The organism is Aquirufa sp. (assembly GCF_964796385.1).
In genome coordinates this window covers 13,207-37,724 of the sequence record NZ_CBAUBA010000027.1, presented here as the reverse complement: position 1 = coordinate 37,724, position 24,518 = coordinate 13,207, and the positions used below count along the sequence as shown (strand labels likewise).

The following is a 24,518-nucleotide window of genomic DNA, read 5'->3' as shown; positions in this document are numbered from 1 at the left end:
TCAAGAATTAATATTTGGAAAATGGAACGTCAGTATTTTAAAAGGCAAGTATAATTTTAAATTTAAATTCATAAAGCCAATTAGTGCAGGAGGGGCAATGTATTTGGAAACAAATTCAATAATTAATCAAATGAAGAATGATACCAATACGGATTTAATTGAAATGAAAAATATAACACTTCCCGAATTAAATGGGGAATTGATTCCCTATTATTTGATTAAGGGTAAAATGATTTTACCATTTAGTGTCGAAATTGAAAAAATTGACTAAAAAAGGCGAATTAATTAACGTAAAACTCGCTAATGCACTAAAAATTAATATTTGATACTTTTTTAAAAACAAACCAAATCAAAAAGTTATTGATATTTCCTTTCCTGCTTATAAACTGTCTGCTCATGGCACAAACATCCCTGCGTCCCATTGAAAATCCTATCCGAATTGGAAAATTGGACGTTGCCGAATTTGATCTTCCTGAGAAATTGAATTGGCAAGATGCAAAAAAAGCTTGCGCTAAATTAGGAGATGGTTGGCATTTACCATCGCGCGAGGAATTAAGTTTTTTGTACCAAAACAGGCAAAAAATCGGTGGATTTAAAAACACCTATTATTGGAGTTCCTCCGAGGTAAATGAAGAAAGTGCGTGGAGACATAGTTTTAGTTTTGGAATGAGTGGTTTCATTGCCAACAAGCGTGCAGAATATTTCGTACGTGCGGTAAAGGTTTATTAGTTGGCAAATCACACGATTTACAAATACGCGCAATCAAGCTAGTTGGTCCTTCCAACACCTAGTTTTTCAGGCTTACCTCTTTAAAAATAATTTAAAATTCATTGTAAGGAAATACAGGCTTTAAATAATATCTGTTTACTTTAATAGTCTATTTTACCTCCGTGATGTTTAAATATCTTTTGCTATTCGTTTGTTTTACAAGTTTTTCCCAAAAAAATCAGTCAATAAATGGCCAACTAATAGACTCGTTGACAAGAGAACCACTTTCATTTGCATCTGTTCAAATTGTGTCAAAAAATCAACCCAGTGCAGCCAAAGGACAAATAGCAAATGAAAAAGGTTTTTTCGAATTTACTGGTGTAAAAGCAGGAGCATATAGCCTAAAAATTCAATACGTAGGCTATCAAACTAAACTTATTGACATATTAGTTGATCAACTAAATGGTCCATTGAAACTTGGTGCTATCTATCTAACACCACAGAATCAAGAATTAGAAACCATCCAAGTTTCAAAAGAAAAGATCAAGGTCATGTCAACCTTGGAAAAACAAATTTTTAAAGCGGATCAATTTGAGGTAGCTAAAGGTGGAACCGCCGCAGATGTACTTAAGAATATCCCTTCCGTCATGATTAATGCCGAAGGAGAAATTTCCATGCGGGGATCAAAAGGATTTTTAATCTTAATCGATGGAAAACCAACCCAAGTAGACGCCGCTACGATACTTGCCCAAATCGCAGCTAATACGATTGAAAATATTGAAATGATAACTGCCCCAACTGCCAAATATGATGCAGATGGCAAAGCCGGAATTATCAACATTGTTACTAAAAAAGGCACAAAAGATGGTTGGTCCTTCTCCTCCAATATGCAGTATGGCCTTCCAAGAATTAAACAATATGAAAATGCAACGGAACCCAGTAGACAAAGCTTTGATCTAAGCGCTACATTTCAAAAAGGAAAATGGAATATGGCTAGTTCATTCAATTATTTACAAAATGATATTGCAGGAAGACGTATTGGAGATGTAAGGACAACAATTCAAAATGTGCTAACCTCGTTTCCTAGCGAAGGAGAAAGAAGTTTTAAACGTGATAGCTATGGATTCCGAAGCTCTGCACTTTATACGCCGACAAAAAACGATGATTTGCTCGTTGGCGTATATATAGGCAAAAAGAATCAATACCGCACTGCCGACATATTTTACACCAATTCGAAATACAATGTTTTAACAAATACATTAATTGGACGAACTAATTATTTTAATTCTAATCTGGTTTTAAAGTCGGGCTACTTTAATGTCTATAACGTAGATTATACCCATCGTTTTAGAAATAAATCCAGCTTAAGCCTTTCGGGACTACATGAATATGCGATGATTGACGGATTCACCCAAAACAGAAACTTACGGGAAAGAAATACTACTGACACGCTACAATACACACTAAATACCGGGGAAAATCCACTTAATGCCTATCGATTAAAAATTGATTATGAAACTTCGTTGGGCATAGGAAAACTTACCATGGGATATCAATATCGAAATCAATCACAAAATGGGGTCTTTAATTATTTTCAAAAATCGGGCAACGGATTGCCACTGGTTTTAAATCCAAATTTTTCAGCCCAAATACAAATCATTAATAAAATTCATGGACTCTATGCCCAATATGGCGGTGTCTTTAAAAAATTAGAATTTACATCCGGCTTGCGTTATGAAAATGCTTTTAGAGACTTTCAGGTACCTAAATCGGCATCAAGTTCTGTTTTGAAACTTGCTAATTTTTTCCCGTCGGCTAATATCCTCTATAACTTTAAAGATGATTTACGATTTAAAATAGCCTACAGTAGGAGAGTTCAACGATCTACGAATAGCGAACTTAATCCGTACCCAGAAAGAGAACATAGCGAAACACTCGAGCAAGGTGATCCATCCATTCTACCCGAATTTATTCGAATTATGGAGGCAGGATTTACAAAAGATTTCAAAAAGTCCTCATTTTATCTAACGCTTTACACGCAGCAAATAGATAATATCGTTAATCGCGTCAATAGCGTATATAATGATACCATTTTGAATAGAATATACACCAATGCAGGAAAAGCACAATTAGTTGGATCCGACATGGGCTTTACCCACTCCCCTTTTAAAAATTTGAGGATGTTCGTAGGCGGAAACATCTATAGCTTACAGATAAAAGGTGCCTTATTCAATAATTCAGTTGCTGTAAATTCCAGCGGTTTGGTCTATTCAATTAATTCAAACATCAGTTACCAAATAAATACCTCCACCTCAGCGCAGTTTAATTTAGCTTATCTCTCCGCTAAAAACACGGCTCAAGGTATTGATTCAAGATTTTATCAACCCAACATAAGCCTAAAGAAAGGCGTTTTGAAAAATAAATTATTTCTGACAGTTCAGTGGCAGAATTTGGCATTTGGGAACATGAAGGTAAATGAACAAAGCATTTCTACAACAGGCGATAACTTTTATACCTCAACAAATTACATTCAAGAAACCAATATTTTCCTCTTAAATCTATCCTATAATTTCCGATCTAGTGAGAAAAAACTAAAGTTATCTAGTAGTGAATTTGGTGAAAAAGAATTTTAGTAACATCTACTGCCGGACGCGATAATTACGTTATTGAGTCGCGCAATAGAAGCCCGTTTAAGACATTAATCCGTAGCTTAGCTCGTTCCTTTTATTCGTAGGATCCATCAAATATGTAAGAACGGTTCCATTATTCAGGAGTTCAACTACGCGAAAACCCTTATGTGGTGTGCCCCAGCTACCACCAATGTGTGAGTCAAACAAAAAAGGTAGTTTGCCTACCATTTGAACACCATCTTGATCGTGTTCGTGACCATGAAACACAGCCCGAATGTTGGGATATTTCTTTATCAACTCAAAAAATGCAGGTGTTTCAATCCCATTTTTAGTCCATTTCGCCTGCGGGATATGTAAAAACAAAAATACATTTTTACGTAGTTTATTGGCCTCTAATTGAGAAGCTAACCACGCTAGATCAGGAGAAACATAGGTACCCTGTTCGTTCGACGTATCACCCAATAAAATAACAGAATCTTTGACTACTAGGTTATGATTCAAAGGCATGTTCCACACGTTTTGCCAAAAATCTGAAGAACATTTATCATGATTTCCCCGAGTAACATAATAAGGCATACGGAATCCATCCAATTTCTTTTTGGCAAGCGGCAAAAAAGCTTTTTCATCATGAACAATATCTCCATTCATCACACAAAAATCAAGTGGATTTGAACCATGGAAAAGGTTAATTTTTTCAATAATTGTATCCATCATCGCCTCATACGGAGTATTCGGCTGGCCATAATGCGAATCAGAGGCAACCGCAAAGCGCATAACGACCTGATCCTTTACTAGGTTTACCTCCTGCTCAGAAAATGAGCGAAATCCACCACCCACAAAAAAAGCAGATGCGAACGAAATATTTTTAACGAAATGTCTCCTCGAGATTGAATGATGATTTTCCATGGATAAGTTATTGTTTTTTAAATGTACTAAAAGGTACCGCAACAGATGTTAACTAAAATAAATTTTATGTTAATTTTTAAATAACCACACATCAAAAACTTTGGAATGCTGACGCCAATTTAAATGAGATTCCTCCGGTTCATCAAACGAAACCTCAATTTTTCCATCGCGCACATACTGTGGACTCAGCTGAAACTCTTTGAACTCCCCCATGCCTTTTTGATATAGCGTCGGCGCAATGCGAACGCCATCTACACGTAGTAAGGCTTCTCCATAACCGGAAATCCGAATGGAATATTTCGCATTGGGGTCTAGGTCAACATACGTTAGTTTGGGAAAATTTTGATATAACTGAGAGGATAATCGGCGCCTACTTTTACCATTTTCTTCCCATAGCACATCCGTTCCATCATCCGTTCGAGTCGTCACACGAGGACCCTTCGCGACATCCGATACGTTATCGTAAAAACTACCAATCCCTGGATTCTCCCAGTTCGCAATCACTGCGATGCGCGCTAATTGATCTTCTTCCTTGGTCATTTTTTTAATTTTCTCGAATTCATCAGCTAACCACCACCGGTTATTTAAGGGGTAATCAATAAAATCCAATACGGCCCCACGCTCCGCACCGCTTGCCTGATACTTCACCACACTCGATTGAAGACCAATGGAGGTAAATAATGCGTCGCAATAAGAGATGATTTTTTGACGTAAATCTGAATTTACAGATGCATTATCTGCCTCATTAACCTTCGCAAGCGCCATTTCCATGGCTTTAAGTACCCTTATTTGACTAGCTTTGGTTAAGATTAAATTCGCCTGATTCTCTAATTTTTGCTCATGAATTTTTCGCCGTTTGATATAGGTATCGTAATATGCACGCAACAACAGCTGTTGCCATCGCCAATTATTCTTCAGCGTCGGATGTTGAATTTCTAAATTTGTCCAGTACGCGAACGTTGTCTCAATACCCCCATTTTCCTCTACTGGACCCACCCAATTACCCTCCAAAGCCAAAATGCCATCAGCTACTTGTTCTGATACATGATTGCCAAAAAAGAACCGTGCATACTCAACCAAGACATCACGCACATCTTTTGATGGATCAACCGATCTTTGGCTCCAAATAACTTTATTGACATCATCATGAACCCCATCTGAATAAGCTATAAATCCATCTGTCAAATGCGCAAATCGCTGATGTATTTTAGCATAATAAACCGGCTGAGGATTCGAAACCTCACGACCTTCTGTTAGGGCAAATGCTTGATCCCAATTCTCCGTAGGATATTGGCAACGCACCGTATGTGTGATATCCGGGTAATGGCGGTGCTTGTATTGCTTGGGTAATCTGAAACGCGTATTTGCCAGATCAGGGCTACTTGGACCTGTAACGACACCCACTAACCAGTTGGGTTGATATTTTTCCAAGTATTCGTAAAAATAATTAACCTCCTCATCACTAAACCCTTGCAAAGAAACCCACATTCCCGCTCCCGGATGAGATAATTTCAGCTCTGCTGATAGGGCTTTTAAGAAAGGCAACACATATTTCGGATGATTACTTCCAGGATCACCCCCAGGAAAAAAAACGCCATCTATCTTGGGCGTTCTTTTATAAAAATCAGTGTGCTTGATGACCTCCTGCTTAAACTTGGCTTCATCGGCTAAGTCCACAATAGCAGGTGTCCAAACCCAGTAATCCAGCCCATAATTCAAACAGATTTGGCTTAATTTAATATTCATTTCCTCCCGTGATAATTTCATGTGAGGCCCTAGCGGACTGTCCTCCATGGGAATATTTTCAATCGCATTCGTTCCAAAAAGCGCTAAATCTCGAATGTATTGTTCATACTGCTTCGCATCCCAAGCATCCCATGAATTGGCGGTATTCCGATAACCCAACTGATGGCCACGAATTGTATGCAGCGGTGAAACTACTACATCATATTTTTTATCCACTAAAATCTTATGCTTCGACAAATGGGCTTTTCGGAAAAACTCACCTAAGGAAAATAAAATACCCCTTTCATCCCCACCTATGAGCCATAAAATAGGCCTTTTAGTACTTATATCGATTGAAAAAGCATATCCCTCTTTGGCAAATGCAGGGGAATTTTTAGGCAATTGGGGTAACGAAATACCATGCAAATTTTGATCTGTCGCGAACACCAAGGCGATGATTGGCATCGCATCCGATTTATCTTGCACACGCAAATTTAGGTCGGTCCGCTTTTTTATCTCTTCCTGAATTAGCCTAAGATAGGTTTCTCGATAGGGAGATTTTAATTCTTTTGTCACATGTATCGTGGCATTTGAAAAGTCAACGATCTGAGCTTGACTCGAAAATGCAAACAAAATAAAAAACAATGCTTGGACTAATTTTCTCATAGGTACCAATGTTATGTAATTGAAAATTTTTGTGCTAGTTGGCACAAACATATAAACCCCGCCAATAAAATTTTATATTGCCAATTATTCCTGAAAAATACCATTTTAAATAAAATTTACGATGAAATTAAATCAAGAAATCATTCAACTATTTGATGAATATACACACAAGCCTTTAAGCAGGGAAGTTTTTTTAAACCGATTAACCAAATTAATCGGAGGAACAGCTGCTTTAAGCACTATTTTACCCGTTTTAGAGGGGAGTTATGCGGCAAGTGCACAAGTTGCCGAGGATGATAGCGACCTACTCATTTCGATAACGGAATTTCCATCACCTAATGGTGTTATCAAAGGCTATTTGGTCCAACCCAAGCAGGCGAAAAAGCGCATGGGCTCTGTTTTAGTCATACATGAAAACAGAGGTTTAACCCCACACATAAAAGATGTGACGAGGCGAATTGCCAAGGAGGGATTTATTGCCTTAGGGATTGATGGATTGAGTCAATTTGGGGGTACGCCAACAAACGAAGATGAGGGACGTACGCTAATCGGAAAATTAGATGCGAAACAAAATATTGAAAATATGCTGAGTGGGCTAAGCTTCCTCAGAACATTGAAAAATAGTAATCAAAAAACGGCTTGCATTGGATTTTGTTGGGGCGGTGGTATTGTCAATGATTTGGCCGCCGCGGATCCTGCATTAACTTTAGGCGTGCCTTATTACGGTCGGCAAATCGACCCTGCAATGGTTCCTAAAATTAAAGCCAAATTGATGCTTCATTATGCCGGTTTAGATGAACGTATCAATGCGGGGATTCCAGCTTATGAAAATGCATTGAAAAGTAATCAGATAGATTATCAATTGTTTATTTATGAAGGGGCCCAACACGCCTTTAATAATGACTCATCCCCGGCGCGTTATCAGAAAGAAACGGCTGATTTAGCTTGGAGTAGAACACTAAATTTCTTCAAAAAACATTTGAACGAATGATGCGTTAGGGTAAGCTAATTGTGAAGATCTGCTTCGTTTCTTGATTTTTCGAATTCATTACTTTTCGATTAAACGCTACCGTTTTCCCATCGTGCGAAAGAACAATGTTGGTGGGCTCGTTGCGCTGCTTAGCCGTCAAGTATTGCATTCGATTTTCAAATGCATCCGAACCTAGTTGGCACTGGACTATTCTTCCCTCGTACACATAGAAAATAAATTTACCTGACGGATGCCAGCGCAAACTGCTAGTTACCGATTTATCATGTTTTGTGATTTGTTGGGGCTTCCCTCCCTTCGGAGAAATTGTAAAAACTTGCCTAATTCCGTTAATATCGTAGGCTAAATAGGCCAGGTTTTCACCCATCAAATCGCTTCGAACGATACCCGCACAACCTGGGTTTGCAGTTTCAGATGTATAAGTCAATCGTTTTTGTATGACTCCTTTGGGTGGGAAGGGCATGTAATCTAAGGTGCCCTCCAAAGGCCCCAAAGATCCATTTTGATTTATTTCCTTGGGAATATCAACTAGGAAAACTTCATCTACCGGTTTTCCGTTTGCATCATTAACAGTTCCAATAAAGCTTCTTGCCATTTGGTAACCTCCCTCAGCAAGTGGATACCCATTTTTGCCCACCCAGGAATCGCCTAATGCTTGCCTGATTTCATCAGATCCAGGCGTAGGACTAGATACCACGTGAACCACGAGTGCGCTAAACCACGCTCCTGAATTATTTTCACCATTTATCCCGCTATCAACTTTCACGGGGTGATTTTTTTTAGCAACACCAATCGTTCTTAAGTTGTGTTTTTTACCCGTTTTGGCTTCCAATGATTGCATGATCGCATCATTATAGGTAAAGCCAATCCAGTTGCCATCCCCACTAAATTCATGTCGGTGCGTACCACCCCGCAACGCACCTGCCGTAAATGGAAAATTCACATCACGCGCATCCATGCGGATGGGAACATTCGGATTTTTTTCATCAATAATTACACCCGTCCGGCGCCATTGCTGATAGGGATTTTCTTTCGAACTATGCATTAATCCACGAATGAAAACCACGGAAAAATCGATGGGAGAATAACTAACGGCACCTACGCCAGGGCCCCATTGGGTGTTTTCCTTTAGCGCATATAAAACCTTTTTCTCCCCGGTCTTTACGTGAACTTTTTCAATTTTACTCGAAATAGCGATGCCTCCTTCGTCCGTCCTAGTATCGTACACAAGCCACTGATCATCGGGAGAAAAATTATCATTATTATCTAAATCATGATTATAATCTAGGTCAAACGTTATTTGATTTTCAGGTCGTACGGGCATACTTTTACAAGAGATTAATGTAAAAATTAAGGATAAAAAGAAGTAAGCTATTTTCAATTCATTCATTTTTTCCAAACGTATAAAATGACTGATCTGTGCATTGAACATGACACGTTCAGGTCCCTAAAACACTACAATAAAAATGCACTTGGGTAAATATCCTCATGCGCAGTATGATCTTGAAAAAATTGTGCGATGCGTAAGATTGTGGCTTCGTCGTATAATTTGCCAACAAACGATATTCCGGTAGGAAGCTTCGTTTTAGCATCCAAACCCGTAGGGACACAAACAACGGGATGGCCGGTTAAGTTGGTAATCGCCGACTGGTTGCCGCCTCCGCGGGAAGGACAAATAATTGCATCGTATTGAGAGACTACCTCATTAACTTTTTGCATTAAGGTGTAGCGATGTCGCTGTGCGTTTATGTATTCCACGGCAGGGATAAAACGGGAAGCTCTGAATTGATTAGGCCAGTCATTTTTGGTTTGACGGGTGAGTAGATCATCGATGTTTTTTCGGGTCAATTCGTCGAACTGCGCCGCACATTCTGCCCCGATAATTACATCCATGATATTAAACGTGTAAATATTTTCATCCGGAAAATCAACTGGTACTAATTGAACACCCTGCTTTCTCAAATCGGCCAGGACCCTCCATTCACTCCGGGATGTATCTTTAATTTTGTCAAAATAGTTTTTGGCATAGGCAATTTTCATTCCTTTCAGCGAAAGATTGGCATTGTAGTTAAAAGGCATATCCACAGCCGCTAAATCTTTCCCATCAGTTCCATGTAAGTAATGAAAAACAATGGCAGCATCTTGAGCTGACCGACAAATAGGTCCTACTTTATCCAATGAATAACTTAATGCCATGGCGCCAGACCGACTAATACGTCCAAAAGTAGGTCGTAATCCAGTCGCGCCACAAGTCGTTGCGGGCGAAACAATACTTCCCCATGTCTCCGTCCCGATCGCAAAAGGAACAAGACCAGCTACCGTAGCGGAAGCGGATCCGGCAGATGACCCTGAAGAACCAAAGTTTAAATTCCATGGATTTTTCGTTCTACCACCAAACCAGTAGTCACCCATCGCCAACGCCCCCAACGTGAATTTTGCTACCAATACAGCGCCCGATTCCTTTAATTTTGAATACACGTACGCATCTTCTTCAATCGCTTGATCTTTGTAAGGAGCCGCCCCCCACGTAGTCTTAGTTCCTTTGACTGAAAATAAATCTTTTAAGCCATATGGAATGCCATGTAACAATCCTCGATATTTTCCTGCAGCTATTTCTCGATCCGCCTGCCGCGCTTCCGCATAGGCCAAATCCTCTTGAATACTAATCACACATTGTAAAGTTGGCCCATAAGTCTTAATCCGCTCAATAAATAATTGCGTTAATGCCACCGAGGTCACTTGCTTTGTTTTTAGTAAATGAGCCAATTGATTAATGGAAAAAAAAGCTAAATCTGCCTTATTTGAAGGTAATTTTAGCTGTGCTTGGGTCCAAACTACAGGGCGCTTAACCGAATTGAATTTCATTCCTGGAAGTCTCGGGTTCTGCCATAAACTCAATGGCACATTATTCGGCAAGGATAGCGCATGCATCGCCTTGTAATTCGCTACATTATCAACCACATCGGAATAAAGTGTATCCAGCTCCTGCGTGGTAAATGTTAAATCAAAAAGTTTGGCAGCACTTAATAAATCAGCTTTTGACTGAGCAAAAGCGGCGTTGCACATCATTAATAACAAAGCAATTTTCTTCATGTTCGTAAAAAATTAATGATTAAAGAATAACTTTTAAATACCTCGGATTTTAAATTTAGTTAATCAATTTCGCTTTTTGGCAAACCTTTCTTTTGGAAAAATCAATAGTTGACTTAAAATTTTTAGGAGACGAAGTAAAAGGTAAAATTATGATCGCTTTATTTAAATAAAAACGTTAAAATTTTGAACAATTCCGTAGCGTAAAAGGTTTAGCAAACATGAAAAATAAAATTCCGTATATCGCACTATTTTTAGTGGTCAGCATTTTTTTATCGTTTAAATCTTTATCCGTGTTCAAGACCGAAAATCAGAAATACAGGTTGGTTAAAAAAGAAGCAGGCTATGAAATCAGGTTTTATCCACAAGCTACTTTAGCCACTATTTACAGTTCAGGAACTGATTACAAGTCGGTGGCCAGCAACGGATTCAGGAAGTTGGCTGGATATATATTTGGAGGAAATGACCAAGGGAAAAGTATTTCGATGACGGCTCCCGTGCACATGGCTTTTAATGAAAAGGGCTCGACCATGAGTTTTGTTATGCCAGAAAATTATACAGAGGCAACTTTACCCGTACCCAAGGACGAAAATGTGCACATTTCTAAATCTACAGCTCAATATGTCGCTGTGATTACGTTTAATGGATATGCTACCGACGAAAAAATCAACGAACAGCAAATTGCCCTTAAGCAACTACTTGATAAAAATAAGGTTAAAACAACCGGTGACTTTACCTTCTTAGGATATAATGCTCCTTATCAATTCATTGGAAGAAAAAATGAGGTTATTATTCCGATCGAGTGGAAAGAGTAGCAATAAGATAAACGAGCTATTTCTCGCAAAAATTATTTGCTATTGGGAATTACAGGTGCAAATAAAGTTTTGAAACTTTGCTCGTTGCCATATGTGAGCCCTTTTGTATTAATTGCATAGGCTCGAAAATAATACATGGTGTTTTCTCGTAAATCATTGACGGCTACAGAAAATGAGCCCAATGCTACCCCTGAAATCACTTTTAAATCTGAAAGTTTTGGATTAGGTGTTAAACCATAACAGATACCGCTTTCCACTACATCTGATCCTCCGTCATTCGTTATATTTCCACCCATTTTTACTGCGTTTTGCGATATGTTTAAAGCCTTTTCGGTGATCACTGTGGGTAACGCTAAATCCGCAGTGGTAAAGATGTGCGTATTTCCATAAGAAATTCCCTTTTGATTTACTGCGTACGACCGAACATAGTATTTGGTGCTTTCCTTTAGCGTGGTAACAAATAACGAATAGGCCCCAATACCCGTAGATAAGTCAGTAAATTTTAAATCCAATATAGTGGGGGTTGGGTTTGCGCCCACGGCAAAGCCTCTTTCGGAAACAAATCCTCCCCCATCGTTTGCAACAATTCCACCCAAAAAGGCGGTTGAATATCCTATGCTTTTCGGGACATCGGTCGATAAAGATGGTAAGAGATAATCCGACGTGATAAAGCTTTTAACTTCACCTAACTTCGTACCCTTAGAATTAGTCGCGTAAGCTTTAAAGTAATATCTGGTATTGCGAGTAAGTTTGTCCAAAACGAATGCAAAGGCCCCTTTTCCCGTTCCCAATTCAACTTTCGAATCATTTAAAGATGGATTGCGAATTTGGCTACTGTATACAAAACCTTTCGCCGTTACGGCAGAATAACCTTCATTCGTTATATCTCCAGTTAAAGTGGCCGCAGTTAATGAAATATTTGCTGGTACGCCTGTAATAACGGTGGGCGGATCTTGAAGTTCTTCCTGCTGACAACTACTTATGAAAACAAAAAGCGCAAAAATATAAATACTAAATCTCATGCGACTAAAATTACTTTTATAAGAAAAGCGTTGGCAGTAAATGATGCCAAATTTAACATTTCATCCGAACAATTGCTGAAATTAGACTTTAGAAACAAATTTTAGTAGTACAATAGCCTAGAAGCTTTGCGAGTTTAACTTAACGCCAATGGTTTACTTATGGACAAAGGCATTTCACAAAGAGTAAATTTGGTAAGCAAAATTCTAGGGTATATTTTTAATCGTTTCCCTGATGATGCTTGTCCAAATTTCATATCCTTTCGCATTAAAATGAAGTTTGTCCGCGATATATAAATTAGGCTGAAATTTACCGTCTTGCCCTAGCAACTGCGAAGCTGTTTTGATCAAAAATAAATTTGAATCAGAACGGCTAAATTGATCAATCAAATCATTCGTTTCTTGTATTTTATCCCAGACGGCCCAACGCTTCTCGTTGGGGGAAATTGATTTGGAGGATATAAAAAACCGTTTGGATGAGTTTGATAAAGAACAAAAGCATAAAGCCATTGAGCAACTTCATCCAAGGACGTGCGAATGGCAGTTTGATTATTATCCAATGTATGACCTAATCCCTCGGATAATTTTATTCCCGTTGGTATTCCTAAACGCAATGCTTGTTCGTAAACAATCAAGCTTCCATGTTTGAATCCATGGTAGGAGAAGGATGAATCGAATGGGACAGTTTTGTCAGCCGTTCCATGCACATTAAAAACAGGAATATCGGTGGGCTTAATCCAATGAACATTGGCCATGGAACCCCAGAAATTAACGACTGCATGTACTTTTGAAGAAATCCCATCGTTTCCAGATGAGCCTTCGACAGTCCCATGTTTAGCTGTATTAAAATCGGCCGGAACCTCATTTTGATCTAAATACGCAAGATGTAGGGCAGTCATTCCACCAGCTGAACCACCGCTAATGACAATTTTAGAGGTATCAATTCCCCATTGTAGGGCATTTTTTCGCATAAAGCGAATCGCTGCTTTCCCATCTTGAACGGCACGCATCATGGCTTCAAAATAATTCATATCTGATCTTGGTGCTTCAACACCCAATCGGTAATTAATTGATGCAACGACAAAGCCTCTTTTTGTCAAATTTTCGGCAACGGTTTTTGAATAACCTGTCCTTTTATCTCCATTAACAAATCCACCTCCGTGTATAAAAACAACCAAAGGTCTTTTTTTCAAAGTATCTAGCTTAGGCTGGTAAACATCTAGAGTCAAAATTTGATCTTCACCTTTACTTGTTTTCGCCATGCCGTAAGGCATATTCATGACCGAATCTATCGCGGTAAAGACCTCGTTTTTATAGCGATTCTGCCCGTAAAAAGGAAAAGCAAGGAAGGTTAGCGCAAAAATTAAACTTATATTTTTCATTAATTAATGTCGTGATAAATGCATCTTTTTTTGATATGTGAGTGCTTCTAAAAAATAGTAATCTGCGTATACAATGGGCGCATCGATTTCAAATCCGTTCGGTAATCCTCCGGTACTGTGTTTCAGTAAAAATCCATGATTAGTTCCCTCAGGTGCCAAATAAGTGGGCGTTGAAAGACTTGCAAGGATTTTTTCTGCTTTTTTGATATGGTCCTTCGCATACTTTGATTTCAATGAAGCTAATTGGAACAAGGCACTCGCTGTTACTGCGGCGGCTGAAGCATCCCGCGGCACATTTGGTATTTTGGGATCATCGAAATCCCAAAAAGGGATTAAATCAGATGGAAGGCGAGGGTGCGAGAAAATAAATTGAGCAATATTTTCGGCAAGTTGTAAATATTTTTTGTCGCCCGTTTCTCGGTAACAAACGGCGTAGCCATATAATGCCCAGGCTTGACCCCTGGACCAAGCAGATTCATCAGCGTATCCTTGGTGTGTATTTTTCTTTTTTACCAATCCAGTCGTAACATCATAGTCAACTACATGAAACGAACTAAAATCGGGCCTAAAATGATTTCTCATTGTCGTGTTCGCATGATTTACAGCAATCCGATAAAAGCTAGAATCTTTTGTTTGTTTGAATGCCCAAAAGAGTAGTTCTAAATTCATCATATTGTCAATTATAACCGGATAGTCCCATTTATTTCTACTATGATCCCAAGAGCGAATAACACCTGTTTTAGGGTTAAATCGCGTACTTAAAGTTTTTGCGGATTGTAAAAGTATGGTTTTATACATCTCACTAGCTTGCAACCGCCACCCATTTCCGAAGCTTCCCAGCATTTTAAATCCTAAATCATGTGTCCCTCCATTAAATTTCTCGCTTTCAATTTTTTGCGTATAAAATTCCGCCTTTTCTTTCCAATAGCTTTTTCCTGTTAATTCATATAAAAACCAAAGATTCCCGGGGTAAAATCCTGAGCACCAATCTCTAGGTGCGACTAAAATCAAGGAGTCATTTCGAACAGTCCGCGGACTAACTTTATTGCCTGCTGTTTGGCTAATTTCGGAAAGTTCGCGTAGAGAAACACTCATTTGGGCTTCCAATCTACTTATAAGCGAATTTTGAGCGAAAGAGTTAAACGAAATAAACAGAATAATACAAGTTGCTCTCAGCATATTATTGGATGATAAACAGGTTTTTACCTTTTTGAGTTAGGTCGACCGATTCAAATAAAATTCGTTGCACGGGACGATTGGACCACTTAGTTTTAAAGCTTTTATACTCGGGTCCATCAGTACTTGGTAAATCAACCGAAACAGTCCATTTCTTCGCGTCGTATTTGATGGAGTGGATATCTCCGGTCGTGGTCTTTAACGAAATGATTCCCGGTTTAGCTAAATCAATTTGACAAAGCGTCATAAAAGACTGCTGTAATTTGCTTTGCTTTTGCGTGAGCTCATACGCATCATTGATTTCAATTTGTTTTTTTACTTTGTTAAACTGAATGCTTCGTTGGTAATTCTTTATTCCTGCACTTTGAGGATACGCCTTCGCCAAATCCAAACTAATTCCACTCATTTTATCACCAATCGTATGGGTTAGTTGGCCCGACTCAAATTCCCGTCCCGCTTTTTGTCCAACACCATTGATGGTAGGTAAATTATGATATTCTGACTGCGTAAACCAAAGATTATAGCGTTGCGCTGAAAAGGTTCTAGCGGTATAATTCCCTCTTCCTGCATCAATAATGATCGGTTCTCCTTTTGCATAAAAAACAAAATCACCCACATCATTATGATTATGCGATTCAGCGTTATGTCCCCCATGGGCAGCAAAAAATAAGTCATCGCTCCTAGATGTAAGCACTTCGATATCATTGAACCAATAATCAGTTAATGTTGGCTTCTCAATTTTTGCTTTGGGCATAGACGCGTAAGCCATCAAATTCCAAAGTTTTCGGTGTTTTTGATAACCTACAAATGTAATGGCCGGATCAAAATTTTGACTCGCCCAAAGTCCGAAATTAGTCAATGGCTCATCATGAATAACTTGACCAAATCGATATAGCATAATCCCATCCGGTTTTAGGGTCGGGTCAGCATCTGCAAAATTGACAAAATAGTCATTTGAAATATGCATTTTATAGACATAGGAAGCCATTTTTTGAATAAATGGTTCACTGAAAATTTCACACTTATTATCGGTCGCCGTGGCTAAAACCTGCAAAGCATCGAAGGCACTTGCACCTGCTGCAAACCAATAAGATGGACCTTCATCACAACCGGCATCTTCTCCCAATCCATTAAAATACAGATCTAAATAGCCCATGTGGGTATAAAGCTGGTTCCCTCGTCTGATCTCATCTTTTTCTATCAATAAATTTGCCAACATAATATTGGAGACGATCCATGGATTCCAATTATTGACCGCCCTCGTTTTACTTAAATAGCCGTAGCGATTCTGGTCTAAAGATGGAGTTAGGATTTTTTTATTTATTTCAAAATAAATTCGAGAACGCAATAATTTGGAAATTTTATCTAATTTTTCACCTACAAAATAATCGGTTAGGGCTAAGCCAACAGCAGTTTCGGCACCAAAAAGGTCAACGGTAGGATCTTCTACATCAGGTAAATTTGTTTTCGCTTTTTGAACGCTTAAGTGAGCGGGTACACCCCAATAGGTTTCTTCACAAATAGACCAAACATAGTTCATGATTTTTTCAGTGAAACGGTTCTTATCTTCTAATGTTTCTGCCATCACTAACTCCATCAAGCTATTTCGTTTCCCAAAAGAAATCTTTCCGTGCTCCTCGCGATCACCGGATCGCAAGTATTCCATCAAGAGGGTCGCATCAATAGTAGGCACAGGTTTTTTTATAATATCCTCAGCCCGTTTAATGATTTCTTTTTGCTCCTCCAAAGGAATAATTTGACTCCATTCCTTACTTGTTTTGGGATAAGGTAGGTAGTTCTTTTGACTAATGAGCGATTTCAAAACGTCCTCCTTCGCAAATTTTTTAGTTAAAAAATTGCGCTGGGTAATTTGACCAGTGGAGGAAAAAAGAATCAATGCGAGGAAAAGAGTGAGTAACTTTTTCATGATTAATGCGGTGGAATTAGGAAAAATTTAGAATTTTAATATCATTAAAATCAAAATAAATTGATATAATTTCACCAAATTAACACATTAATTTTGAAAAAATATAACTGACTCAACACGTTACTGTTCAGCGTTTGAAAGAATATCCAAATCAAAGACTTTTTTACCCCAACATTCATTCGGTCGAAAAATGAAAAAAATATACCTTCTATTCGTGTTACTAAGTGCACCTTTATACGCACAAAAAAAACCAAACATCGTTCTTATTTTGGCGGACGATATGGGTTACAGCGACATTGGCCTAATGGGCTCCGAAATAAAAACCCCCAATCTTGACCTATTGGGTAAAAATGGTGTCTTATTTACCCAATTCTACAATGCAGGTCGTTGTTGCCCAAGCCGTGCCGCACTACTCACCGGAATGTATCCACATCAAGCAGGAATGGGGCTTATGGTTACAACCAAGCCATATGATAATTCCAAATCATTCACTCCATATCAAGGATTTCTAAACCGCGAAACACCTACCATCGCCGAAGAACTACGGAAACATGGCTATCAGACCTTTATGTCAGGCAAATGGCACGTGGGTGAGCAACAAGAAGACTGGCCAAATCAGCGCGGATTTGATCATTATTTCGGACTTATTTCGGGAGCTACGAGTTATTATGAGGTTTTATCAAATCGCCAACTAATCGAGGATAACAAAAAATACATTCCGTCTGATCAGTTTTATATGACGGATGCCATCAGTGACAAGGCAATCGCGTATCTAAAATCCGCCAATTCGAAAAACCCATTTTTTCTTTATCTTGCCTATACAGCACCACATTGGCCTTTACACGCACCTGAAAATTTGATTGACCAATACCGAAAAACATACCAAAAAGGCTGGGAAAGACTAAGAGAAGAGCGATTTGCAAAACAAAAGAAAATGGGGTTGCTCCCGAGCGCGGATCAATTACCCGATATGGATCCAGGTGTCGCCCGGTTCGATACCATAAAAAATCCGTCAATCTACATTGACAAAATGGCGACCTACGCTGCCATGATGCAAATCATGGATGAGGGAATCGGTCGCATCATGCAAGAAGTAAAAGCATCTGGCGAATGGAATAATACCATGTTTGTTTTTTTATCTGACAATGGCGCATGCCATGAACTACTTAATGACCGCGCGGCAAAAGACTTAGGGGAAGCTGGATACCAAAAATCACTCCATACGCCCGTTGGCGCCAAAGGCAGTTATACCACCTATGGCAAAGAATGGGCATCCGCCGGAAACACGCCCTTTCGCATGTATAAACATTGGATGCACGAAGGAGGTATCTCAACTCCATTAATTATTCACTACCCAAAATTAATCCCTAAAGGATTCCGAACTAATCAAGTTGGGCATATCATGGACCTTTTCCCCACGCTACTCGACATTGGAAAAATCAACCCATCTAAACCTATTCAAGGCAAAAGTTTATTGCCTATTTTAAAACAAAAAAACCGGGAAGAACACCCATTTATCGCCTGGGAACACCAAGGAAATCGAGCCATCCGAGAAGGGGACTGGAAATTAGTTTGGGATAACAACCTCAAAAAATGGGAATTGTATAACTTGAAAAATGACCGCATAGAGGCCCATGATTTGGCAACTAAATTACCCGAAAAACGCCTAGATCTCATCAATAAATATACCCAATGGGCACAAAACATTGGCGTCAAATGAAACTAAGTCTCGTATTCCTTTTGATTTCTTTTTCCAGTCAGGCCTTGGAAATCTATCCAAAGGAATTAATCGCACAGACGTTGGAGAAGGCCAACAAACAACTAAGTCTAAAACCGGTCACCATCACCACGACCGTTTGTTCGCGTTCTGCCGGCGGAAAACACGATTTTTACTCTGAAGGAGATTATTGGTGGCCAGACCCTGCAAACCCTGATGGACCGTACATTCAACGCGATGGAGAAACGAATCCGGAAAATTTTGTCGCTCACCGAATCGCCATGATTCGCTTCAGCGATATTGTGGGCACCCTAGCATCCGCTTTTAAACTCAGCCATCAAAAACGCTATGCAGTAGCGGCAGTCGACCATTTTAGGGCTTGGTTCATTGATCCCGAGACACGCATGAACCCTTCCCTTCTTTATGCGCAAGCAATCAAGGGAAAAGCAACCGGCCGAGGAATAGGCATCATCGACACCATCCATTTTTTAGAGGTCATTAAAGCCTTAGAAGCACTTAAATCACAAATTTCCTCAGAAGATTATGCACAGATTGTCAACTGGTTTAAAGCGTATACCCAATGGCTAAGCACGCACCCCTATGGCCTGGCAGAACGGGATGCCCTTAATAATCATGGTACTTGTTGGGCACTCCAAGTAGCCGTTTTTGCCTCTTTTACAGGCAATGCCGCACTCGTTGATTTTTGCAGAAAACGCTACATGCAGGTTTATATACCAAACCAAATGGATCTAAATGGTTCTTTTCCACTTGAGTTAAAACGCACCAAACCGTATGGATATTCACTCTTTAACCTAGACATCATGGCCACGCTAGCACATGTTCTTCAGGTATGGGATTGGAATATGCCCGACGGGCGTGGAATCCAAAAAGGAATTCAATTTTTACTACCCTACATTCAAGACAAATCCCAGTGGCAATACCCTGCCGATATCATGTATTTTGACGAATGGCCCATCGCTCAATCATGCCTCTTTTTCGCGGGTTTACACGGCAATAAAGTCGCCATGAACACGTGGAGAAAATTAAACCACTTCCCAAGCAATCAAGAAGTCATTCGAAATAGCCCCATACGAAATCCTATTTTATGGCATTCAATAGCAAACCAATAATTGATATTACAGCGTATTAGCCCTTTAATTACATTTAATGCGCATATTTTTCTAACTCAGCTAATGAGATATAAGCTAAGGTCTGAATATGGGTGGCTTTCAAAATAACAGGTGGCGCCACGTGCGCATGATAGGCTTCAATCCACCTAGATACACATAGACACCATTTATCCCCTTCAACAAGACCTTTAAAACCATATGCTGGATAATCAATGGTCAAGTCATTTCCTCTACTTTTGGAATATTGTAGAAATTCATTCGTGACCACGGCACAAACAGTATGCGTTCCGCGATCATTTATATCCGTCCGACAGCAACCATCTCGGAAAGCTCCCGTCATGGGGCTTGTTCCACAAATCACCAACGGTTCTTCGTATACGTTCAAGGAATTAGCTGTCATATCGTATTTGGCTTATGTGTAAAAGTAAGCAAATTGGATTAAACAGGAATAGCTACGACAAAATTGAGTCAAGAACAATGAACTTAAATTTTATTTTTTACGCATAAATACCTTACTTTAAAAACTAAACCTACCCAATGAAAAAACTCCTACTTATCGCACTTTGCGGCATAGCTTTCCTATCCCAAGCAAAACCCAAGAAAGAAAAATGGATTCAGTTATTTAATGGCAAAAACCTTAAAAACTGGACAGTTAAAATCCACCACCATGAGGTTGGCGAGAATTTTGGAAATACATTTCGCGCTGAAGATGGAATGATCAAGGTTCGATATGACCAATATGATCAATTTAAAGAGCGATATGGTCATTTATATTTCAATAAACCTTTTTCACATTATAAACTTCGTTTGCAATATCGCTTTACCGGTGTTTGGCGAAAAGATGCGCCGATTTACACCGAGCGAAATTCTGGGGTTATGTTTCATTCCCAAGACCCGAAAACAATGCTCAAAGAACAAGATTGGCCCATATCGGTCGAAATGCAATTCCTCGGAATTTTGGCAGACGGAAAACCAAGACCCACTGGGAATATGTGCTCGCCCGGTACCGATGTTGTTTATCAAGGTAGAATCGATCCGAGGCATTGCATCAACTCCAGCTCAAAAACATTTGAAAATGAACAATGGATAACCGCTGAATTAATTGTCCGTGGGGACTCTTTAGTTACACATATAATAAATGGAGAAACGGTTTTGGAATATACCCAACCGCAGATAGGTGGTGGCGTGGCTAATCGCTATAATCCTGCTTTAAAAATTGATGGCCAACTACTAAAAAGTGGATTCATCGCACTTCAAAGTGAAGGACAAGAAATTGATTTTAAAAATATTGAACTATTGGATTTGTCTAAAGAGCAGTAAACAACACAATGTTTAAAAATATAATAGGTTTAATATTCTTCTTTTTAACATACAACGCACACGCGCAGTTTCAAAAATACACCTATGAAACGCAGCGCATGGGCTCCCCATTTCAGATTACAATTTCATGCGCAGATTCAACCGGAATTTCCAAAGCGGTAAAACGCGCTTTTCAGTTGGCCGCACACTTAGAAAGCGACCTAAGTGATTACCAACCAAATTCGGAACTCAGCCACGTAAATCGGCTAGCAGGAAGCGGTACGTTTTATCCCATTCACGAACCATTTCGAGCTATTTTGAAGCAATCCCTCTATGCACAAAAATTTACGCAAGGAGCTTTGAATGTATCCGTGGGTAGACCCGTCGGGCTGTGGCGACAGGCGCGGAAGCTAGGAAAAATGCCTGATTTGGGGGAGTTGCGCCAACTAGCCTTAAAGATACAAGGAACGTGTTTGGAATTTTCAGCCGATTCTACAGAGGTCAGGCTGCTTGACACGGCATGCCAGCTGGACCTTGGGTCGTTGGGAAAGGGGTTCGTGGCCCAACGGGTTTTGGATGAATTAAAGACACTTGGCTTTCCCTATGCGCTCGTTGACGCAGGTGGAAAAATCGTCATGACAAGCCAAGGGCCTACCGATTTGCCCTGGCAAGTGGGCATCGAAATACCTGCATCCAATGCAACCTTACCCGAATTACTCACACTTAAGCATGTCGCTGTGGCAACTAGCGGAAAAACGTATCAGTCGGTGCGCCTCGGTGACCAACAATATTCACATGTGATAGATCCAAGAACCGGAATGGCCTTAACACATGCTCGATCTGCAACAGCCATAGCGGTGGACGGGACTTTGGCCGACTGGCTAGCGACGGCCGCTACAGTAATGACCTTGCAAGAAATTGAAAAATTAGTAGTAAAATTGGGAAACGTTCGCTTACTCGTTTTAGAAAATGAAACTGGTGAACCCAAAATCCTATTCAACTATAAACTGATTCCATATGAGGCAACTCGTATTTATTAGTCTTTTGTTTTCACATGCGCTATGGGGGCAGGGTCTAAAATCCTACCAACAATCCATTCCGGAGACACGCGTTAATTTCGATATGGTGGCCATTCCTTCCGGAAACTTCATTTTTGGTCAAACAGAAAAACAGTCGGGAGAAAAAATACAAGTTCCTGCTTTTTGGATGGGTAAAACGGAGGTGACTTATGATGAATATCAATTGTTTTTTGAGGAATCCCGTGACCCAGAACCAAAGCCGCCTAAAGAAGGGCCTGATGCGGTGACTAGACCGAGTCCGCCGTATATTGATTTTACCTTGGGAATGGGAAAAGTGGGTGGATTCCCCGCAAATTCCATGCAACAATATGCAGCGCTGATGTATTGCAAGTGGCTCTATGCAAAAACAGGCATTTTTTACCGCCTACCCACCGAGATTGAATGGGAATATGCAAGCAAAGCCGGTACTGAAATTCCCGCGGATAAACTGACAGATTATGCTTGGTTTAAAGGCAATTCAAATGAAAAGTACCAACAAGTTGGCCTAAAAAAACCGAACGCCTTTGGACTACACGACATGCTTGGAAATGTCTCAGAATGGGTCTTAGATCACTATGATGAAGTTTATCCACGGAAGGATAGTCCAGTCTTCATAGACAAATATGCCGATGCGGTTGTTCGCGGAGGGAATTTTCAGGATGAGGCAATTCAAGTTCGGCCGACGGCCCGAATGGCGGCAGATCCGATCTGGAACCGACGAGACCCGCAAGTACCCAAAAGTATCTGGTGGAATGCGGATGCTCCATTTGTAGGCTTTCGGATTATGCGACCAGCCAAGCAACCCACCAAACAAGAGATTAATACATTTTTTGAAAAATACTTATAAACTAAACCAGTTAAACGAATGAAAAATACAAGACGAGATTTCGTGAAGCAAACAGGCTTAACGGCGAGTGGAATAATTCTAGCCCCTTGGGCAGCAAATGCATTTTCAGGCCAAAGCCTGGTAAACGATACCCTAAAAGTTGCCTTAATCGGCTGCGGGGGGCGTGGGACTGGCGCGATTACGCAAGCCTTAAGCACGAAGGAAAACATACAATTAGTTGCGATGGCAGACGTATTCCGGGATCGCTTGGATAACTGCTATGCAAGTCTGATGAAATCCCGCGCAAAGGATGCATCAGCCAAAGCAATTCCGGTAAGTCAAAAGGTAAATGTACCTGAGGATCGAAAATTTACTGGTTTTGATGGGTATAAAAAGGCGATGGAATTAGCTGATGTGGTCATCTTAACAACGCCACCGGGCTTCCGTCCAATGCATTTTGAAGAAGCTGTAGCTCAAGGAAAGCAAATTTTCATGGAGAAGCCTGTGGCAACAGATCCAGCAGGAATCCAGCGCGTTTTAGATGCGGCGAAAATTGCAAAGCAAAAGAAGCTTAACGTGGTCGTTGGCCTACAACGCCATTACCAAAACTCATACCGTGAGATTATGAAGCGTATTCAGGATGGCCAAATTGGTGATGTAGTTTCAGCGTCTTGTTGGTGGAATAACGATGGCGTTTGGGTAAAACCGCGAAAGGAAGGACAGACGGAGATGGATTATCAATTACGGAATTGGTATTATTTTAATTGGATTTGCGGAGATCATATTACCGAACAACATATTCACAATATTGACGTCATCAACTGGGTAAAAAATGGATATCCGGTGCGTGCGCGCGGAACAGGTGGACGTGAGGTTCGAAAAGGCAAAGATTACGGTGAAATTTTTGATCACCACATCGTTGAATTTGAATATGCTGACGGTACGATATTGAATAGTCAGTGTAGGCATATCCCAGGTACATGGGCCAAAGTAGACGAGCATGTCATTGGTACCAAAGGAAAAGTGCATTTTGATGCGGCAAAGATTTTAGATTCCAAGGGCAATGTCCAATTTGCATTTGACAAAAAGACCAAAGAAAATAATCCATACCAAACCGAGCATGATGAGTTATGGGCAACTGTGGCTGCAGGTGAATATAAATTTGCAGATGCAGAAAATGGAGCTTATTCAACGATGACATCGATTTTAGGCCGAATGGCAACCTATTCCGGCCAAGTCATTGAGTGGGATAAGGCCATCAATTCAGGTATTAATATTGCTCCATCTCGATTTGCTTGGGATGCAGATATGCCATCTAAACCGGATGCAAATGGATTATATACCGTAGCAGTACCCGGAAAAACGAATTATTTTTAGTGATAAAATTAGAACTGTTTTTTTCACATATTTAACAAGGCAAAAAACCACCTCGGTCGAGGTGGTTTTTTTATGATTA

The 24,518-nt window shown here is 39.9% G+C and carries 19 protein-coding genes and 1 pseudogene; 11 read left to right on the top strand and 9 right to left on the bottom strand.

Annotation, left to right across the window (positions count from 1 at the left end):
• The 3 genes and pseudogenes from AC1W6K_RS08920 to AC1W6K_RS08910 all read left to right on the top strand — a co-directional run.
• Positions 1 to 271: pseudogene (locus tag AC1W6K_RS08920) on the top strand (arylsulfatase); the annotation flags it as partial.
• A 125-nt stretch (positions 272 to 396) separates the two neighbouring features.
• Positions 397 to 729 (top strand): Lcl C-terminal domain-containing protein, encoded by a 333-nt coding sequence (locus AC1W6K_RS08915; RefSeq protein ID WP_481719542.1) that lies wholly within the window; start codon positions 397 to 399, stop codon positions 727 to 729.
• 164 nt (positions 730 to 893) lie between these two features.
• Complete coding sequence (locus tag AC1W6K_RS08910; RefSeq protein ID WP_481947216.1) at positions 894 to 3,341, top strand: TonB-dependent receptor; 2,448 nt, start codon at positions 894 to 896, stop codon at positions 3,339 to 3,341.
• A gap of 57 nt (positions 3,342 to 3,398) precedes the next feature.
• On the opposite strand, the gene AC1W6K_RS08905 is transcribed toward AC1W6K_RS08910, so the two are convergent.
• Both AC1W6K_RS08905 and AC1W6K_RS08900 read right to left on the bottom strand, forming a co-directional pair.
• Positions 3,399 to 4,244, bottom strand: a complete 846-nt coding sequence (locus AC1W6K_RS08905; RefSeq protein ID WP_481947215.1) for a metallophosphoesterase family protein — start codon at positions 4,242 to 4,244, stop codon at positions 3,399 to 3,401.
• Positions 4,245 to 4,313: 69 nt separating this feature from the next.
• Positions 4,314 to 6,635, bottom strand: a complete 2,322-nt coding sequence (locus tag AC1W6K_RS08900; RefSeq protein ID WP_481947214.1) for a hypothetical protein — start codon at positions 6,633 to 6,635, stop codon at positions 4,314 to 4,316.
• Between the two features lie 121 nt (positions 6,636 to 6,756).
• On the opposite strand from AC1W6K_RS08900, the gene AC1W6K_RS08895 reads away from it, so the two are divergent.
• Positions 6,757 to 7,626, top strand: a complete 870-nt coding sequence (locus AC1W6K_RS08895) for a dienelactone hydrolase family protein (RefSeq protein WP_481947213.1) — start codon at positions 6,757 to 6,759, stop codon at positions 7,624 to 7,626.
• Between the two features lie 4 nt (positions 7,627 to 7,630).
• On the opposite strand, the gene AC1W6K_RS08890 is transcribed toward AC1W6K_RS08895, so the two are convergent.
• Entirely contained in the window at positions 7,631 to 9,055 is a 1,425-nt protein-coding gene (locus AC1W6K_RS08890; RefSeq protein ID WP_481947212.1) for a DUF3748 domain-containing protein, read from the bottom strand.
• A 23-nt stretch (positions 9,056 to 9,078) separates the two neighbouring features.
• Entirely contained in the window at positions 9,079 to 10,716 is a 1,638-nt protein-coding gene (locus AC1W6K_RS08885) for an amidase (RefSeq protein ID WP_481947211.1), read from the bottom strand.
• A gap of 218 nt (positions 10,717 to 10,934) precedes the next feature.
• Here AC1W6K_RS08885 and AC1W6K_RS08880 point away from each other — a divergent pair, with 218 nt between their 5' ends.
• Positions 10,935 to 11,528: an SOUL family heme-binding protein gene (locus AC1W6K_RS08880; protein ID WP_481719535.1), complete on the top strand. Its 594-nt coding sequence runs from the start codon at positions 10,935 to 10,937 to the stop codon at positions 11,526 to 11,528.
• A gap of 32 nt (positions 11,529 to 11,560) precedes the next feature.
• Here the strand turns inward: AC1W6K_RS08880 and AC1W6K_RS08875 are convergent, their stop codons facing one another.
• The 4 genes from AC1W6K_RS08875 to AC1W6K_RS08860 all read right to left on the bottom strand — a co-directional run bounded on the left by AC1W6K_RS08875 (position 11,561) and on the right by AC1W6K_RS08860 (position 17,032).
• Positions 11,561 to 12,550 (bottom strand): hypothetical protein, encoded by a 990-nt coding sequence (locus AC1W6K_RS08875; protein WP_481947210.1) that lies wholly within the window; start codon positions 12,548 to 12,550, stop codon positions 11,561 to 11,563.
• 383 nt (positions 12,551 to 12,933) lie between these two features.
• The gene (locus AC1W6K_RS08870; RefSeq protein WP_481947209.1) at positions 12,934 to 13,929 is read right to left on the bottom strand and encodes a carboxylesterase family protein; all 996 of its coding nucleotides are present in this window, start codon (positions 13,927 to 13,929) and stop codon (positions 12,934 to 12,936) included.
• 3 nt (positions 13,930 to 13,932) lie between these two features.
• The gene (locus AC1W6K_RS08865; protein WP_481719532.1) at positions 13,933 to 15,024 is read right to left on the bottom strand and encodes a glycoside hydrolase family 88 protein; all 1,092 of its coding nucleotides are present in this window, start codon (positions 15,022 to 15,024) and stop codon (positions 13,933 to 13,935) included.
• An 85-nt stretch (positions 15,025 to 15,109) separates the two neighbouring features.
• Entirely contained in the window at positions 15,110 to 17,032 is a 1,923-nt protein-coding gene (locus tag AC1W6K_RS08860) for a heparinase II/III domain-containing protein (RefSeq protein WP_481947208.1), read from the bottom strand.
• 190 nt (positions 17,033 to 17,222) lie between these two features.
• Between AC1W6K_RS08860 and AC1W6K_RS08855 the strand changes: the two genes are divergently transcribed.
• Complete coding sequence (locus AC1W6K_RS08855; protein WP_481947207.1) at positions 17,223 to 18,752, top strand: arylsulfatase; 1,530 nt, start codon at positions 17,223 to 17,225, stop codon at positions 18,750 to 18,752.
• Entirely contained in the window at positions 18,749 to 19,879 is a 1,131-nt protein-coding gene (locus AC1W6K_RS08850; protein WP_481947206.1) for an alginate lyase family protein, read from the top strand. Before AC1W6K_RS08855 ends, AC1W6K_RS08850 begins: the two co-directional genes overlap by 4 nt.
• Before the next feature lie 34 nt (positions 19,880 to 19,913).
• On the opposite strand, the gene AC1W6K_RS08845 is transcribed toward AC1W6K_RS08850, so the two are convergent.
• Positions 19,914 to 20,279 carry a DUF2237 family protein gene (locus AC1W6K_RS08845; RefSeq protein WP_481719528.1) on the bottom strand — a complete coding sequence of 122 codons (366 nt, stop codon included), beginning with the start codon at positions 20,277 to 20,279 and terminating at the stop codon, positions 19,914 to 19,916.
• Between the two features lie 137 nt (positions 20,280 to 20,416).
• On the opposite strand from AC1W6K_RS08845, the gene AC1W6K_RS08840 reads away from it, so the two are divergent.
• From AC1W6K_RS08840 to AC1W6K_RS08825, 4 genes are read left to right on the top strand one after another with little or no spacing between them, the layout of a single operon-like run.
• Entirely contained in the window at positions 20,417 to 21,199 is a 783-nt protein-coding gene (locus AC1W6K_RS08840) for a 3-keto-disaccharide hydrolase (protein WP_481947205.1), read from the top strand.
• An 8-nt stretch (positions 21,200 to 21,207) separates the two neighbouring features.
• Positions 21,208 to 22,218 (top strand): FAD:protein FMN transferase, encoded by a 1,011-nt coding sequence (locus AC1W6K_RS08835; protein WP_481947204.1) that lies wholly within the window; start codon positions 21,208 to 21,210, stop codon positions 22,216 to 22,218.
• Positions 22,196 to 23,083: a formylglycine-generating enzyme family protein gene (locus tag AC1W6K_RS08830; RefSeq protein ID WP_481719525.1), complete on the top strand. Its 888-nt coding sequence runs from the start codon at positions 22,196 to 22,198 to the stop codon at positions 23,081 to 23,083. Before AC1W6K_RS08835 ends, AC1W6K_RS08830 begins: the two co-directional genes overlap by 23 nt.
• An 18-nt stretch (positions 23,084 to 23,101) precedes the next feature.
• Positions 23,102 to 24,439, top strand: a complete 1,338-nt coding sequence (locus AC1W6K_RS08825; RefSeq protein WP_481947203.1) for a Gfo/Idh/MocA family protein — start codon at positions 23,102 to 23,104, stop codon at positions 24,437 to 24,439.
• Positions 24,440 to 24,518 lie beyond the last annotated feature (79 nt).

Excerpts from the sequence above, each read along its gene's own strand:
- AC1W6K_RS08915 (WP_481719542.1), top strand. The coding sequence starts at position 397 with ATGGCACAAACATCCCTGCGTCCCATTGAAAATCCTATCCGAATTGGA.
- AC1W6K_RS08910 (WP_481947216.1), top strand. The coding sequence starts at position 894 with ATGTTTAAATATCTTTTGCTATTCGTTTGTTTTACAAGTTTTTCCCAA.
- AC1W6K_RS08905 (WP_481947215.1), bottom strand. The coding sequence starts at position 4,244 with ATGGAAAATCATCATTCAATCTCGAGGAGACATTTCGTTAAAAATATT.
- AC1W6K_RS08900 (WP_481947214.1), bottom strand. The coding sequence starts at position 6,635 with ATGAGAAAATTAGTCCAAGCATTGTTTTTTATTTTGTTTGCATTTTCG.
- AC1W6K_RS08895 (WP_481947213.1), top strand. The coding sequence starts at position 6,757 with ATGAAATTAAATCAAGAAATCATTCAACTATTTGATGAATATACACAC.
- AC1W6K_RS08890 (WP_481947212.1), bottom strand. The coding sequence starts at position 9,055 with ATGTTCAATGCACAGATCAGTCATTTTATACGTTTGGAAAAAATGAAT.
- AC1W6K_RS08885 (WP_481947211.1), bottom strand. The coding sequence starts at position 10,716 with ATGAAGAAAATTGCTTTGTTATTAATGATGTGCAACGCCGCTTTTGCT.
- AC1W6K_RS08880 (WP_481719535.1), top strand. The coding sequence starts at position 10,935 with ATGAAAAATAAAATTCCGTATATCGCACTATTTTTAGTGGTCAGCATT.
- AC1W6K_RS08875 (WP_481947210.1), bottom strand. The coding sequence starts at position 12,550 with ATGAGATTTAGTATTTATATTTTTGCGCTTTTTGTTTTCATAAGTAGT.
- AC1W6K_RS08870 (WP_481947209.1), bottom strand. The coding sequence starts at position 13,929 with ATGAAAAATATAAGTTTAATTTTTGCGCTAACCTTCCTTGCTTTTCCT.
- AC1W6K_RS08865 (WP_481719532.1), bottom strand. The coding sequence starts at position 15,024 with ATGAGTGTTTCTCTACGCGAACTTTCCGAAATTAGCCAAACAGCAGGC.
- AC1W6K_RS08860 (WP_481947208.1), bottom strand. The coding sequence starts at position 17,032 with ATGAAAAAGTTACTCACTCTTTTCCTCGCATTGATTCTTTTTTCCTCC.
- AC1W6K_RS08855 (WP_481947207.1), top strand. The coding sequence starts at position 17,223 with ATGAAAAAAATATACCTTCTATTCGTGTTACTAAGTGCACCTTTATAC.
- AC1W6K_RS08850 (WP_481947206.1), top strand. The coding sequence starts at position 18,749 with ATGAAACTAAGTCTCGTATTCCTTTTGATTTCTTTTTCCAGTCAGGCC.
- AC1W6K_RS08845 (WP_481719528.1), bottom strand. The coding sequence starts at position 20,279 with ATGACAGCTAATTCCTTGAACGTATACGAAGAACCGTTGGTGATTTGT.
- AC1W6K_RS08840 (WP_481947205.1), top strand. The coding sequence starts at position 20,417 with ATGAAAAAACTCCTACTTATCGCACTTTGCGGCATAGCTTTCCTATCC.
- AC1W6K_RS08835 (WP_481947204.1), top strand. The coding sequence starts at position 21,208 with ATGTTTAAAAATATAATAGGTTTAATATTCTTCTTTTTAACATACAAC.
- AC1W6K_RS08830 (WP_481719525.1), top strand. The coding sequence starts at position 22,196 with ATGAGGCAACTCGTATTTATTAGTCTTTTGTTTTCACATGCGCTATGG.
- AC1W6K_RS08825 (WP_481947203.1), top strand. The coding sequence starts at position 23,102 with ATGAAAAATACAAGACGAGATTTCGTGAAGCAAACAGGCTTAACGGCG.